The organism is Chryseobacterium sp. KLBC 52 (genome assembly GCF_003347605.1).
Lineage (GTDB): Bacteria > Bacteroidota > Bacteroidia > Flavobacteriales > Weeksellaceae > Chryseobacterium.
Window position 1 is genome coordinate 104,640 of the sequence record NZ_QDFZ01000019.1, and the last position, 14,456, is coordinate 119,095.

Sequence of the window (14,456 nt, forward strand, 5' to 3'; positions counted from 1 at the left end):
TTTTTAGTAAATTTGGTAAGGCTTTTTTATATAATCACCTAAACACAATATTATGAAGAGTTTATCAATTACCGGACTTATCCTTTTAGCTGTATCTGCATTACTTTTCTATTTAACAACCGATTTTGCCGTAGAACAAATAAAAATCTCTCACATTATGGGAATCATGGCAGGCGTTGGAATAGGACTTATCATTGGAGGAATGGTGGGCTATGTAAGCAAAGGAAGTGCTATAAAGGAAGAACAGAAGAAAAAAGAATTCAAGCAGTTACAAAAAGACAAAGAAGATCTTGAAAAACAGGCAGCAGAAATCGCAAAACGCCAGGCTGAGCTTGAAGCACAAAATAAAAACCCTCAAATTTAAATTTGAGGGTTTCAAGTTGTTATTTTCGATAATTCATTAGAATTTATATCCTAAACCTACCATAAACAGATTAGGTCTGTTATCATATCTGATTTCCGAGCCGGAAACCCTGTTGATAAAATTTCTTTCGTCTTTGCTGAAAGCGCCTTCATATCTTGCATTTACAATAAGCTTTTTAATTTCAAGCTGTGCCCCAAACTGGTATCCTACTGTAAAATCATTTTTCGCATTTTCTTTGAAATCGTTGTAAGTATTGTCTTTATTTAAGTTAAAACTTCCTACAGGACCTACAAAAACGCCCAGCATATTCCCTAAAAGATTATATCCTAAAAGAACCGGAACATCAATACGGTTGCTTTTTACATCAAAAGTAGTGTTCTCTGTAGTAAACTCATTTTTGAAGTGAGTATAATAGATTTCCGGCATCACAAACAAAGAAGTAGGAAGACCCACTTTTAGTGAAAGCCCAACATTGAAACCTACATTATTTTTACCTGTTCCTGCAATGGCATCATTCACTGTTCCTTTAATATTGGACCATGAAGGTGAGCCTGTCGGAAAAATTAAGTTAGCTTTACCTGCCAGTGAAATCTGTGCAGAAGCCCACATTGAAAATCCTAATAACGCTATACTAAGTGCCTTTTTCATTATCGTCTATTTTTGTATTTGTCGTTTCAATCGTTTTATTATTCTCAAGTAAATATTCTCTCAGCTCTTTAAACAGTTCTGAAGAATAAACGAAGTCAATCAGATTTTTATTGCCTGCTGTAATCAGAATGTCTTTGTTACCTTCCCATTCTTTAATTCCCAGTCTCAGATATACAATTTTCTCGCCAATCGTCATTACAGAGTTCATATCATGGGTATTGATGATGGTGGTCGTATTATATTCTTTTGTGATTTCGTAGAGAAGATCATCAATAATCTTAGAAGTATAGGGATCCAGTCCGGAATTGGGCTCATCACAGAACAGATACTTTGGATTGTTGACAATGGCTCTTGCAATAGCCACCCTTTTCTGCATACCTCCTGAAATTTCGGAAGGATATTTTTTTTCTGCTTTATCAAGATGTACTCTTCCGATTACTTCAAAAACCCTTTTCTTTTTTTCTCTGTAGGTAAGATTGGTAAACATGTCAAGAGGGAACATGATATTTTCTTCCACAGTAAGAGAGTCAAATAAGGCACTTCCCTGGAAAACAGTTCCGATTTCTGAACGGAGATGCTGTTTTTCATCTCTGGTCATGGTATTGATATCTTTCCCGTCAAACAGAATTTCTCCTGATGAAGGCATATAAACATTCAATAAACTTTTTAGAAAAACGGTTTTTCCGGAACCACTCTGCCCAATGATTAAGTTTACTTTTCCTTTATCAAATGAAGTTGAAATTCCCTTAAGCACTTCAACATCATCAAAACTTTTCTTAAGATCTTTTACCTCAATCATCAGCTTAATATTAATTGGGTTAAAATTAATTCGGAGATAATAATGAACACCATTGTCCATACCACGGCCTGTGTACTGGCTCTACCAACCTCCAATGATCCTCCTTTTACATTATATCCGAAATAAGAAGGAACTGTAGCAATAATGAAAGCGAAAACAGTTGTTTTGGTAAATGCATAGTAAATGAATAAATTCGGCATATACATTTGAATACCAACAATATAGTCGTTTTCTGTCCAGTTTCCTGTTAAAATTCCGGCAATATATCCTCCGAGAATACCAAATACAATACTGATGGCGATAAGCAGAGGATTAAAAATCATACAAGCGATAATTTTCGGAAATATGAGGAAGTTGGGTGAATTTACTCCCATAATGTCCAATGCATCAATTTGTTCTGACACCCTCATCGTTCCGATACTGGAAGCAATATATGATCCTACTTTACCCGCCAGAATAAGGCTGATGATGGTAGGGGCAAATTCCAATACCAATACTGCTTTTGTAGCGTATCCTACGAATGATGGAGGAATAGGAAAGGAAGAGGCGTCAAAGTTGTTGAACATCTGAATAGCAACTACAGCCCCCACAAAGATTGATGTGAAGACTACAAGCCCGAAAGAATTTACTCCCAAATCATTAATTTCTCTCATGAACAGCTTCCAGAACACTCTCATTTTCTGAGGTTTCTGCAGGGATTTTCCCAAGAGGATAATGTATTCCCCTATCGCTGTGAAAAACTTTTTTAACATACTGCTAAATTAGACTTTTTTATTTAATTGGGCTAGGGTCAAGAATAAGACCAAAGCCTGGTTTTGTGTTAAAATTATTTCAATATTTATGTTATTCCGTTCTTTATTTTGCATTTTTATCTCCTCCAATCACCAATAAAACGGTTTTTAAAATAATAACCAGATCAAGTACGAAACTCCAGTTTCTTACATAGAAAGCATCTGCCAGAACTCTTTTTTTCATTTCTACTTCCACATCTCCGAAGTCGCCACGAAGGCCATTCACCTGTGCCAATCCGGTAATTCCCGGACTAACCATACTTCTCAGGCTGTATCTTCCGATCTTTGGTTTGTAATAATTGTCAACAGACAGCATATGAGGGCGCGGACCCACTACAGACATTTCCCCTCTCAGTACATTAATAAACTGCGGAAGCTCATCAAGGCTTGTTTTTCTTAAAAATTTACCTACTTTGGTAATTCTGGAGTCATTTATAGATGTGGTTTTGGTTGTGGATTCATCATTCACCACCATTGTTCTGAATTTAATACAACTAAAAACCTCTTCATGAAAACCATATCTCTTCTGAAGGAAAAAAACAGGACCTTTAGAGGTAGTTTTGATTAAAATGGCAATGATTGGAAATACCCATGAACAGATGAAGACCAATATAAAGACAGAAAAGAAAATATCAAATGTCCTTTTCATAAGGAAATTAGAATAATAATCTAATGGATACCTGGCCTGATTAAGTACCGGCTGGGTTTGTATATATCCAAGGTCATAAAGGAAAAAATCACTTTGGGTAATGCTTGGAATCAGTGAAATATGAATCTTATGATCTTCGGCCAGGCTGAAAATTTCATTTTTCATGGCCTCATCATAAGAGTTTTCCATCGATAAAAACAAGGTGTGAATTCCGTTTTTTTTCCAGAAAGATACCAGTTCAGTGATCTTTACCTCGGTATTTTCATATTCAAATATCCTGTATCCATAGTCTTTACGTTCTGTAAAGATATTCTTAAGAATTTCTGTAGAATTGATGTCCCCTAAAAACATTACATTTCTGTAATTCGCTCCCAGGGACCGCAAATACTTAATCGCAAAATATACCAATGATTTCGCCAGAAAGATAGAAATAAAAAGGTAAAGAGAAAGCCAGTAAATATCCGAATTGAAAAATACATTCTTACTTACCTTTCCTATAAGCAGTACTCCCAGTATAAAAAACAGGAAATGGATCAGAAGGCGTTCAAGAAACAGGGTATAGGTAAGGTTCCTCGGAATATTGTATATTTTTGTCCTACCACTTAACAGTACCCAGAACAAAAACAACAGAACCAGAGAAAAGCTATTCTGATACCAGGTTTCTTTATTGTATTTTAAACTTTCGTTTCTGCTTATAAAAAAGAATATGAAGATAGATGCAATAACCATGAGGTCAAGCAACATAATGATTGATTTCAGGTATCTAGAGTATCGAATTCTCTGCATCTATCGGTATTATAGCGGATAAGCACGGCTAATTTACACTTTTTTACGGGATATTCAGATATTTGTGAGTCTGAACAGATGCCTGCCACTCAGGGTTTTCCAGAATAAAATCCGTGATCTTAGGATACATGTCGTTTCTTTTGCTCCATTCACTCTGAAGATAAAGCTTACAATTTTCAGAAACTTTTGCTGCCTGTTCCTGAGCAAACGTAAAATCATGCTGGTTGAAGATAATCACTTTAAGCTCATTGGCCTTTTGATAAATCTCTTCTTTAGGAAGCCCTGTTTTCTTTGGTGAAAGGGTTATCCAGTCCAGTTGGCCGCTCATAGGATAAGCTCCGGAAGTTTCAATATGTACTGTACACCCTAATTCTTTTAGTTTGGATGTCAGGATATCTAAATTCCACATTAAAGGTTCACCGCCAGTCAGCACTATTGTTTTACAGTGTTTGGCTGCAGTTTCTGCAATTTCCTCAGCATTCATCAGCGGATGAAGTTCCGGGTCCCAGCTTTCTTTTACATCACACCAGTGACAGCCTACATCACAACCTCCCAGCCTGATAAAGTATGCGGCTTTTCCGGTGTGTGCTCCTTCTCCCTGTAAAGTGTAAAAATGCTCCATCACAGGGAGCATTTTACCTTCTTTTAATAAAATATCTTCTTCTTTATTCATTTTAAATTAGTCGTTATAGACCGAAGTTTTATAAGCAATGATGGTGTTTTTCATCAACATCGCTCTTGTCATTGGGCCTACTCCTCCAGGTACCGGAGTGATCCAGCTTGCTTTTGCTGCACAGCTGTCAAAATCTACATCACCTGCAAGGTAATATCCTTTTGGAGAGTCATTATCTACTCTTGTAATACCCACGTCCACGATTACTGCTCCTTCCTTGATCATATCTCCTTTTAAGAAATGGGGATCTCCCAAAGCGGTAATAACGATGTCTGCTTTTCTTGTGTATTCTTCGATGTCTTTTGTGTATGAGTGTGTAAGGGTAACAGTAGAGTTTCCAGGGAAATCTTTTCTTCCCATCAAAATACTCATTGGTCTTCCTACAATTTTACTTCTTCCGATAATTACACAGTCTTTTCCTTTCGTTTCAATATTATATCTTTCCAATAATGTTAAAATTCCAAAAGGCGTTGCCGGTAAGAAAGTATCCATTTCAAGAGCCATTTTTCCGAAGTTTTCAGGGTGGAAACCATCCACGTCTTTTCTAGGGTCAATAGCATTGATGATTTTTTCCTGATCAATCTGATCTGGCAAAGGAAGCTGAACGATAAATCCGTCTACTGCTTTAGACTTATTAAGCTCGTCAATTTTTTCCAATAGTTCAGATTCAGAAACAGTGCTTGGAAATTTAATTAAGCTGGATTGAAATCCTACTTCCTCACAGTCTTTCACTTTAGAGTTTACATAGGCCTTGCTAGCTCCATTATTTCCTACAAGAATAGCCACCAAATGCGGAGCTCTTCTTTTGCTTGCGAGAATCTTTTCTACTTCAACCTTGATCTCTGCTTTAATTTCCTTGGATACTTTAAGTCCGTCAAGAATTTCTGCCATTTTTACTTTTTTACTTTATAGATTTACTTTTACTTTCTTTTTACTTACTATTTATTTTCTTTATAGTAATTGATCAATCCGTTGGTAGAGCTGTCATGAGAGCTTATTGCTTCATTATTTTCAAGCTCAGGAAGGATTTTGTTGGCTAATACTTTTCCTAATTCCACTCCAAACTGGTCAAAACTGAAAATATTCCAGATTACTCCCTGGACGAAAATTTTGTGTTCGTAAAGAGCAATCAACTGTCCTAGTGAAAAAGGAGTTAATTCCTTAAATAATATAGAGTTAGTTGGGGTGTTTCCATGGAAGACTTTGAAATTGATCAGTCTGTCTATTTCTTCATCAGATTTTCCTGCATTTCTAAGCTCTTCTTCAACTTCTTCTTCCAGTTTTCCGAAAGCAAGCGCTTCAGTCTGAGCGAAAAAGTTAGCTAATAATTTATCCTGATGATCAGAAACATGGTTTGGGCTTTTTGCATAGGCAATAAAATCTGCCGGAATCAATTCTGTTCCCTGGTGGATTAACTGATAAAATGCGTGCTGGCCGTTTGTTCCAGGTTCTCCCCAGATGATCGGTCCCGTTTCATATTCTACGAATTCACCGTTTCTGTCTACGCACTTTCCGTTACTTTCCATATCTCCCTGCTGAAGATACGCTGCAAATCTGTCCAGATATTGAGAATAAGGTAAGATCGCATAAGTGGTTGCTGCATAGAAATTACGGTACCAGATTCCCAAAAGTCCCATTAATACGGGAACATTTTCAGAGAATTCTGCTGTCTGGAAGTGTTGGTCTGTATCAAAAGCACCTCTTAAAAGCTGCTCAAAGTTTTCATATCCTACAGAAAGTACAATACTTAATCCGATAGCACTCCAAAGAGAATATCTTCCGCCTACCCAGTCCCAGAATTCAAAAATATTTTCTTCTGCGATTCCGAACTTCTTAACTTCTTCAATATTAGTAGATAAAGCTACAAAATGCTTCGCTACATCTTCCTGTTTTCCCGCTTTCAGGAACCAGTCTTTAGCTGAATTGGCATTCGTCATTGTTTCCTGAGTCGTAAATGTCTTGGAAGCAATAATGAATAAAGTGGTTTCAGGATTTAAATCTTTTACTACTTCTGCAATATGATTTCCGTCCACATTGGAAACAAAGTGAGCGTTTAATCTTGTTTTAAAATGCTTTAAAGCTGAACAAACCATTACAGGACCTAAGTCTGATCCTCCGATTCCGATGTTGACTACATCTGTGATCTCTTTTCCGCTGAAACCTTTATGTTCTCCTGAAATAATCTTTTCAGAAAAAGATTTCATATGTTCAAGAACTCTCTTGATCTGTGGTTTGATATTTTCTCCATCTACGATAATTTCACGGTCGGAGAAATCTCTTAAGGCGGTATGAAGAACAGCTCTTCCTTCAGTTTCATTGATTTTATCCCCGGAGAACATTCTGGAAATAGCATCTTTTAACTGGCTTTCCTCAGCCAATTGCAATAAAAGATCCTTGGTTCTTGAATCAATCAGGTTTTTAGAATAATCAAAAAGATAGTTATCCTTTTGTAGAGAAAATTCATTGAAACGATTCGGGTTATACTGGAAAAGAGTTCTAAGATCAAAGTCATTTCCACCGAAGTGTTCATCAAGTGCTTTCCAGCTGCTAGTTTGTGTTGGATTTATTTTTGATAGCATATTACAGAATTTTTATTGCTCAGAAGATCATGTATTGGATGAGAATCGCTCATAATCCATAATGATTTATTTCTGATTTGCAAATTTACGGAAAAATAAAACCTCAGATAAATTTGAAGATGATAAATAACGATTTTTTAAAAAACAAAACCTCAGAACAGGCCTGAGGTTTTATAAAAAATATTTTGTGAAAGGAATTTTACTGTTATTCTTCCATTTCGTTCAGGATGTTTTCCAGTTGTCTGGCACTTCTTCCATAGACGTATTTTGTCCATAGAATGATGCTCGTTATCAGTCCTAAAGTTCCGATAAGCACGGCGATGATTAAACCTTGTTGATGAGCAGTGGTAAGTTCGGTTAAAGATTTTCCATGTTCTTTCATCGTATTATAAATGACCATACCTATCGTTACAAGGAAATGAGGCAGTAACAGAAATCCGAAAGACTGGTATCTTTCCATATTCAGCCGAAGTTCATGGTATATTTTCCAAAGACTATTTTTGGTGTTTCCGGTATAAAGTTCCGTCTGTTTGTAGAATTTATAAAACCCTAGCAGATAGTATGATGAGATAACGACCATCATGGTATAGGAAACATAATAAATAATGTATTGTGAAGAAGGAAATTTAAATTGAAGAGGGAAAAAAGCGATCAGAATGATGGCCAGAATCTGCATAGGAAATTCTTTCTTCATGTTTTTCTGGATTTTTTCTATAGGATGCTTGCTTTCCCTTAATTGTTCTATCGTGTCAGGAATATGGACGTCGCTGTCTTCCTTATTCCACTGTTCTTTTAATTGATCAAAATTCATAACCTGATTTTTTTATGATTTGCTGTATTTTTTCTTTTGTTCTGTTGAGTTTTACGCGGGCATTGCCTTCACTGAGACCTAAATTGTTTCCGATTTCTTTATGTGACATCCCTTCCATAAAATAAAATATGACGGCCTTTTCCAGAGGATTCAGTTCCTGAACGGCACTGTAGAAAATTTCCAGCTGCCTGTCCTTTGTGGGATTATAATCCTCCTGCTGCACTTCAAAATGCGAGGGAGCATCCGTATGGTTATTGGATCTTTGCTTTTCCTTTTTTAAGTAAGTAATCGCAGTATTGATGGCAACCCGATACATCCACGTGGAAAACTCACTGTTCCCTTTGAAATTCTGGTAGGACTTCCAAAGCTGGATAAGAATTTCCTGCTGAAGGTCTTCGCGGTCTTCTACAGAATCTGCATAGATCCGTGAGGCTTTGTATAAAATGCCCTTGTGCTGGTTGACGAGCTTTAAAAAAGCGGTTTCAGTTGGATTGCTCACAATCGTTTCATGGTTTGGTTATTGTTATAAGCTTGATACAGGTTTTACCGTATAACCTTTTGCCTGTAGAAGAGGGATAATTCCGTTTTCACCCATAAGATGAGAGCCACCAACAGCAAAGAAAGAACTTTCTTTTTTCATCATGTCCGGCATTACTTTTACCCAGTTTCGATTTCTGTTGGTAAGCATAGCCTTTTCCTGCTGGGCATTCATGAATCTTTCATCCTTAAAAAGACTGTAAAGAGATTGTACATTTTCATTTTTAAAAGCTTCAATCATCTGTCTGAACAATATTTGATATTCCTTGTCCATTTTAAGCTGAGAGATCGTGCTTTTCAGATCATATGCTTCATTGATTGATTTCATTTGATCTTCTACTTTTTCAAGTCCTTTGATGTTTTTTTTATCTTTCATTGCTTTCTGAAGAAGTTCCATTTCGTAAAGTTTTACTTCGGTCTGAGGGCATGGGATTGCTTTGGTGGAAAGTAGTGCATATAATGCCTGAGGGCTTGAAGAATCTATACTTTTCAGATCTGTTCCATAATTGGCAAGAACAGTATTCAGTTCTTTAGCTTCTTCAGGAGAAAGCTGATCCGATATTTTTTTATCTGCTTTAAACATTTTCTGTAATGACATCATTTCAGCAGGATCTGTATAATTGATTTCCATAACAAAGCTTTCAGATTTCTCAAGAGCTTTCAAAACTTTAGGTTTGAGCTCAAAATCTTTACTGCATAAGATATGAAAAGTTCCGGTAATATAAGAAGGCTTCGAAAGTCCGTTACCGGATACTTCCCAAAGCAGGCTGTTGTCCTTGCTGTTGCTTTTACTTTGTGCGTTGGCTGTTATGGAGTTCAGTGATAATAATGCTGCGAATCCAAGTTTTATTAAATTTTTCATTGTATTAATTTTTTTGATTTTTTGTTCTTTTAAACAGTAGGTAAAGCAGGCATTACAATCGTTACAGTTTTTTTTCAAAAAAAATAAAAACCTCCTGAAAACAGGAGGCTGTAAAATCTAAAATTATGATGATAACCAATTGGTTAGGGTGTTTTTTTTATTCCTGGCTTTTTGAATACTCAGGTTTTGAAATTTTTCTTCTTCTTAAAAAATAGAGGATTGCAGCAGCAATTAATACAAGAGGCCATACATTGATAAGAGCAACGATAATTCTCTGAATCAGGTAAAATCCATACACAAAGCCATCTTTTGCATCATAGATGAAATTGTATTTATACTTGTTATCAATACTTGTGGTGTTGGTAACAGCAATTTCTGCAATGCGCAACTGAGGCTCTTTGATATAAATGTCAATCGTGCTGTATTTCAGATCATCCGTCATGTTCATGCTGGAGAGCTTTTGAAGATTTGCTTCAGACATATTCTCGTCATCCAGCGTTACTTTATCTTTATTTGTTTTCAGCTTGCTGATGTTCTCAGAAGTTTTTTGATTTCTTTTCCCTTCTAGTTCAGAATACTTGATGTTGGCCGTAACATCCTCAGCATTGATGGATCTTGAATTAAGAAATAATTTATTGGTATTGATCGCTGTCAATAATTCTCCCAGTTTTTCCGTTGGAATACGTACCTGCATTCTGTTCTCTGTCTGGTATTTTTTAACCAGCATCGCTTCTTCATTGGATGTGTTGTAGGTGTTTTCAGAAACAACGTTACTTTGAAGATTACTATTGGTAACAAAACCACCAAGCTCCTGTACAGATTTTTCAATAGCAATCGTTGCATTATATACATCTTTTACTTCCATATTCACATCCGCAGTCTTGATAAACTGCTTGTCTTTTACTTTCATTTCTGCAACAGATGAAATACTGTCGGAAGTAATAGCAGAGGCAGAGTCCGTTGTAGCGTATGCTTCAAGGTCTGTGGAAGCTACTTCTCCTTTTTTACATGAATAAATTCCTAATAAAAGAACGGCTGACAGAGATAATGTAATGTAAGTGGTTTTCATAGCGTTGATTTTTGTTGTTTTGCTTGAGTCAAAGTTCAGTCAGGATCTTTTGTAACACTTGAAAATCAAAAGTAAAAACCTTGTAAATAAAATTTTCGGTTTTAATGAATTGAATTATAGTATTTTGTAAAATAAACTTGAGCTTCAGCCATTGCTTTCGGAGCAGTTTTTGCTTATCTTTTACAAACCAAAACTACAATCTATCACTATGTCAAATACTTTTTCCAAAATCAGAAACGCAATAGAATTATTTAGATCCATAGATTTCGATCAGTTGAGCACCATGTCTCAAAAAGTAGACTTGCCAAAACTGATGCAAAATTTCTCCAAACTGGATGATAAACAGCTTTCAGGGCTTATGAAAATGCTCGATCCCGAAAAGAAAAAGAAAGAACTTCCTCCCATTGACGGAGATTTTTATGATATCTACCATACTCTTACACCCGAACAGCGTGAAATTCAGCTGAAAGTCAGAGCATTCATGGAAAAAGAAGTTAAACCTCTGGTCAATCACTACTGGCTCAGAGATGAATTTCCTTTTGAGCTTATTCCCAAATTCCAAAAACTGGATATTTGTGGTGTTACTTATGAAGGCTATGGCTGTCCGGGAATGCCTTTCCTGATGGAAGGTGTGATTGCCATGGAAATGGCAAGAGTGGATGCTTCTATTGCCACATTCTTCGGTGTACAATCCGGATTGGCAATGGGTTCTATTTATATTTGCGGATCGGAAGAACAGAAGCAAAAATGGCTTCCTCAGATGCAGAAATTTGAAAAAATCGGTGCCTTTGGACTTACGGAGCCGGAAGTTGGATCCGGAGCAGCAGGCGGACTTACGGTAACCTGTAAAAAAACACCTGAAGGCTGGATTCTTAATGGTCAGAAAAAATGGATCGGAAATGCTACTTTCGCTGATCTGATAATTATCTGGGCAAGAGATCTTGATAGCGGAGAGGTAAAAGGATTTATTGTAGAAAAAGATAATCCAGGCTATTCTGTAGAAAAAATTAAAGGAAAGATGGCGTTAAGGATTGTTCAGAACGGTTTGATTACCTTAAAAGACTGTCTCGTAACTGAAGAAAGCCGTCTGCAGAATGCTAATTCCTTTAAAGATACAGGAAAAGTACTGAGAATGACCAGAGCAGGAGTAGCATGGATGGCTACAGGCTGTGCACGCGGAGCTTACGAAAGTGCCTTGGATTATACCCGAAAGAGAGAACAGTTTGGGAGACCAATTGCCTCATTCCAAATGATTCAGGGACATCTGGTGGAAATGTTGTCCAATCTTACCGCTATGCAGACAATGGTTTTCAGACTGTCTGAAATGCAGGATGAAGGAATTTTAAAAGATGAACACGCTTCTTTAGCCAAAGTTTTCTGTACTCTCAGAACAAGAGATATTGTTTCCAGAGCAAGAGAAGTAATGGGAGGAAACGGAATTCTGCTGGAGTATGATGTAGCCAGATTTGTGGCCGATGCAGAAGCCATTTATTCTTACGAAGGAACAAAAGAAATCAACTCGCTCATCGTAGGACGATCGATTACAGGTTTCAGTGCTTTTGTATAGGTCGCGGATAGCAGATAATAGGTTACAGGCAGTGAAAAGAAACAATAGACTTCAACTGAAGCTTACTGATGCCGCATCTGCAACCTATTATCTGCAATCTTATGAAACTAAATGTCTATATTTTTCCTTGTTGTCAATAATCATCCAAAGATTGATCAGAAACATTACTCCGGCAATACCCATTCCCATAGGAGATTTATCCATTGTGAAAACATGCGTGACAATTCCTACCATGACAGGTAAAATAACAATAGCACCTAATGCTCTTGTTTTTGGGAAAATAAATAATAATCCGCCAATGACTTCTACAATGCCCACTAAAGGCATCAGCCAGCTGATTTCTCCAAAAGCAGCGAAAAGTTTCATCTGTTCAGGCGTAGGTTTCTCCATCGGCATATAATTAAAAAACTTGTTTAATCCGGCATTAATAAACATAAGCCCGAAAAGTAAGCATAAAATGAATTTTACTATTTTCATGATTGATGATTTTATATCAAATGTAAAATAAAAATAGGATTCGTTGATTGTATTTTTATAAAAAATATGTAATTAATGTTAATGATAGGTTAACGTTGTGTTTTGGATAATTTCATTGTTTATATTTGATATTCAAACTAAACTAATACTATTATGTTGAAAAATCTTAAAAAATTAAACCGTACTGATTTGAGAGAAATCCAAGGAGGCGGAGGTGTTGGAAAATGTGATATAGGACCTATAGGATGTCCGTGTAAAATTCCACCAGGTGATCCTTGTTTAGGTGGCCCGGGTGGAGATCCTAGTGGACCTTCTTATGGATATTGTCCTGACAGCCAATCTTATATTCTTTGTACGGAAACTTGTCCAAATGGAATGAGCCCTTTGTGTGCTCTTCCATAAATAAAATAAAAAAGACTGTCTCGAAAAAGGCAGTCTTTTTTATTTAAAGTTTATGTCTCGTCCTGAAATAGCGATACACAAAAAAGAATCGTTATGGAAGAAACATTAACATCCACGTACATTAAACGCACACAGAAGGATTACAGTTTAAGTTTAAAACTTCAAATCGTGAAAGAAGTTGAATGTGGAGCATCCACTATTACTAGTTGTCGTAAGAAATATGGTATTCAATCTCATGGTACTATTTTAAATTGGCTGAGAAAATATGGTAACTTTGATTGGGAAAACCAAAGACCTTATGCCATGGAAAAAACACCTGAACAACGTATTATGGAATTAGAAGCCCAGGTAAGGCTTCTTGAAAAGCAAAAGGCTTTTTTAGAAAAGCAGGCTTATATTGCAGATAAGAAGTCCATATTTTTTGATATGATGATTGATCTGGCTGAGAAAGAATATCACATTGATATTCGAAAAAACTCACCACCCGAACAATCGATTACTTCCGCAGTAAAGAAAAAGAAACTTTGATTTTTACTTGTGGATTGTTAGGGTTAAATAGACAAATCTATTATAGAAGTATCAAGCGTACGAAAGTTTGTAAAGATAAAGCTTCAGAGGTAGTAAAGCTGGTAGAGAATCTTCGTGTTAAGATGCCCCGGTTAGGAGGCAGGAAATTATATTTTATTTTACAGAGATCCTTAAGCTCCATTAAGGTAGGGAGAGATAAATTCTTTGCCATCTTAAAAGCTAATCATTTATTGATTGAACCTCGCAAAAGCTATCACATTACAACCAACTCTCATCATCGTTTTAGAAAGCATAAGAACCTGCTCCTTGACTATCAGATAACAAAGCCCAACCAGGTATGGGTTGCAGATATTACTTATATAGGGAACCGAAAAAATCCAAGCTATTTAAGTTTAATAACTGATGCGTATTCTAAGAAAATAATGGGACACTTTGTTGCAGACAATTTAAATACACAGAGTAGTATTATAGCTTTAAAAAGAGCTCTAAAGAAGTATAAAGGTATGAGAGAATCTTTAATCCATCATTCCGATCGTGGTTTACAATACTGCTCGAATGAGTATCAAAGACTTTTACAGAAACATCAATTAAAATGTAGTATGACACAAAACTCTGATCCTTATCAAAATGCAGTAGCAGAGAGAATAAATGGTATTTTAAAGCATGAGTTTGATATTGATAAACATGATATAAACAACAATTTAAGGAAAAAGATAGTAAATGAATCTATCGAAATCTACAATAATTTACGCCCACATTTTTCAAATCATTATCTAACTCCAAACCAAATGCATAAACAGTCACAAATTAAAATGAAAACCTATAAAAACAAAAACCAAAGCAATAGTAAAATTACTCTGGTTTAATTATTTATTTTTGTACTATAATCTGTATCAGATTTTCAGGACTAGTCA

Annotated in this window: 17 protein-coding genes; 5 read left to right on the forward strand and 12 right to left on the reverse strand. The window is 36.1% G+C overall.

Going from position 1 to position 14,456, the window contains the following annotated elements:
* Positions 1-52: 52 nt before the first annotated feature.
* Complete coding sequence (locus tag DDF69_RS18680; protein ID WP_114822106.1) at positions 53-364, forward strand: hypothetical protein; 312 nt, start codon at positions 53-55, stop codon at positions 362-364.
* A gap of 36 nt (positions 365-400) precedes the next feature.
* On the opposite strand, the gene DDF69_RS18685 is transcribed toward DDF69_RS18680, so the two are convergent.
* The 11 genes from DDF69_RS18685 to DDF69_RS18735 all read right to left on the reverse strand — a co-directional run bounded on the left by DDF69_RS18685 (position 401) and on the right by DDF69_RS18735 (position 10,568).
* A complete protein-coding gene (locus tag DDF69_RS18685) occupies positions 401-1,012 on the reverse strand; it encodes an outer membrane beta-barrel protein (protein WP_114822107.1) in 612 nt (203 codons plus the stop codon).
* Positions 996-1,811 carry an ABC transporter ATP-binding protein gene (locus DDF69_RS18690; RefSeq protein WP_034692677.1) on the reverse strand — a complete coding sequence of 272 codons (816 nt, stop codon included), beginning with the start codon at positions 1,809-1,811 and terminating at the stop codon, positions 996-998. Before DDF69_RS18690 ends, DDF69_RS18685 begins: the two co-directional genes overlap by 17 nt.
* A complete protein-coding gene (locus tag DDF69_RS18695; RefSeq protein WP_062676038.1) occupies positions 1,811-2,563 on the reverse strand; it encodes an MlaE family ABC transporter permease in 753 nt (250 codons plus the stop codon). Before DDF69_RS18695 ends, DDF69_RS18690 begins: the two co-directional genes overlap by 1 nt.
* Before the next feature lie 103 nt (positions 2,564-2,666).
* Positions 2,667-4,037 (reverse strand): exopolysaccharide biosynthesis polyprenyl glycosylphosphotransferase, encoded by a 1,371-nt coding sequence (locus DDF69_RS18700; protein ID WP_114822108.1) that lies wholly within the window; start codon positions 4,035-4,037, stop codon positions 2,667-2,669.
* 43 nt (positions 4,038-4,080) lie between these two features.
* Positions 4,081-4,710 (reverse strand): 7-carboxy-7-deazaguanine synthase QueE, encoded by a 630-nt coding sequence (locus tag DDF69_RS18705; RefSeq protein ID WP_114822109.1) that lies wholly within the window; start codon positions 4,708-4,710, stop codon positions 4,081-4,083.
* Between the two features lie 6 nt (positions 4,711-4,716).
* Positions 4,717-5,601: a bifunctional 5,10-methylenetetrahydrofolate dehydrogenase/5,10-methenyltetrahydrofolate cyclohydrolase gene (locus tag DDF69_RS18710; RefSeq protein ID WP_034692667.1), complete on the reverse strand. Its 885-nt coding sequence runs from the start codon at positions 5,599-5,601 to the stop codon at positions 4,717-4,719.
* 47 nt (positions 5,602-5,648) lie between these two features.
* Positions 5,649-7,289, reverse strand: coding sequence for a glucose-6-phosphate isomerase (gene pgi / locus DDF69_RS18715; protein WP_114822110.1), 1,641 nt, complete (start codon positions 7,287-7,289; stop codon positions 5,649-5,651).
* Positions 7,290-7,494: 205 nt separating this feature from the next.
* Positions 7,495-8,100 carry a hypothetical protein gene (locus DDF69_RS18720; RefSeq protein WP_114822111.1) on the reverse strand — a complete coding sequence of 202 codons (606 nt, stop codon included), beginning with the start codon at positions 8,098-8,100 and terminating at the stop codon, positions 7,495-7,497.
* Positions 8,090-8,599, reverse strand: a complete 510-nt coding sequence (locus DDF69_RS18725; protein WP_114822112.1) for an RNA polymerase sigma factor — start codon at positions 8,597-8,599, stop codon at positions 8,090-8,092. The genes DDF69_RS18720 and DDF69_RS18725 overlap by 11 nt, the downstream gene beginning before the upstream one ends.
* Positions 8,600-8,623: 24 nt before the next feature.
* The gene (locus DDF69_RS18730; RefSeq protein ID WP_162800966.1) at positions 8,624-9,499 is read right to left on the reverse strand and encodes a TraB/GumN family protein; all 876 of its coding nucleotides are present in this window, start codon (positions 9,497-9,499) and stop codon (positions 8,624-8,626) included.
* A 157-nt stretch (positions 9,500-9,656) separates the two neighbouring features.
* Positions 9,657-10,568 (reverse strand): DUF4349 domain-containing protein, encoded by a 912-nt coding sequence (locus DDF69_RS18735; protein WP_114822114.1) that lies wholly within the window; start codon positions 10,566-10,568, stop codon positions 9,657-9,659.
* 208 nt (positions 10,569-10,776) lie between these two features.
* Between DDF69_RS18735 and DDF69_RS18740 the strand changes: the two genes are divergently transcribed.
* Positions 10,777-12,135, forward strand: a complete 1,359-nt coding sequence (locus DDF69_RS18740) for an acyl-CoA dehydrogenase family protein (protein ID WP_114822115.1) — start codon at positions 10,777-10,779, stop codon at positions 12,133-12,135.
* A gap of 99 nt (positions 12,136-12,234) precedes the next feature.
* On the opposite strand, the gene DDF69_RS18745 is transcribed toward DDF69_RS18740, so the two are convergent.
* Positions 12,235-12,612 carry a DoxX family protein gene (locus tag DDF69_RS18745; RefSeq protein WP_114822116.1) on the reverse strand — a complete coding sequence of 126 codons (378 nt, stop codon included), beginning with the start codon at positions 12,610-12,612 and terminating at the stop codon, positions 12,235-12,237.
* 153 nt (positions 12,613-12,765) lie between these two features.
* On the opposite strand from DDF69_RS18745, the gene DDF69_RS18750 reads away from it, so the two are divergent.
* From DDF69_RS18750 to DDF69_RS18755, 3 genes are all read left to right on the forward strand, one after another.
* Positions 12,766-13,014 carry a bacteriocin-like protein gene (locus DDF69_RS18750; protein ID WP_062676028.1) on the forward strand — a complete coding sequence of 83 codons (249 nt, stop codon included), beginning with the start codon at positions 12,766-12,768 and terminating at the stop codon, positions 13,012-13,014.
* Between the two features lie 93 nt (positions 13,015-13,107).
* Complete coding sequence (locus tag DDF69_RS22325) at positions 13,108-13,542, forward strand: hypothetical protein (protein ID WP_228412045.1); 435 nt, start codon at positions 13,108-13,110, stop codon at positions 13,540-13,542.
* A complete protein-coding gene (locus DDF69_RS18755) occupies positions 13,539-14,408 on the forward strand; it encodes an IS3 family transposase (protein WP_228411904.1) in 870 nt (289 codons plus the stop codon). Before DDF69_RS22325 ends, DDF69_RS18755 begins: the two co-directional genes overlap by 4 nt.
* Positions 14,409-14,456 lie beyond the last annotated feature (48 nt).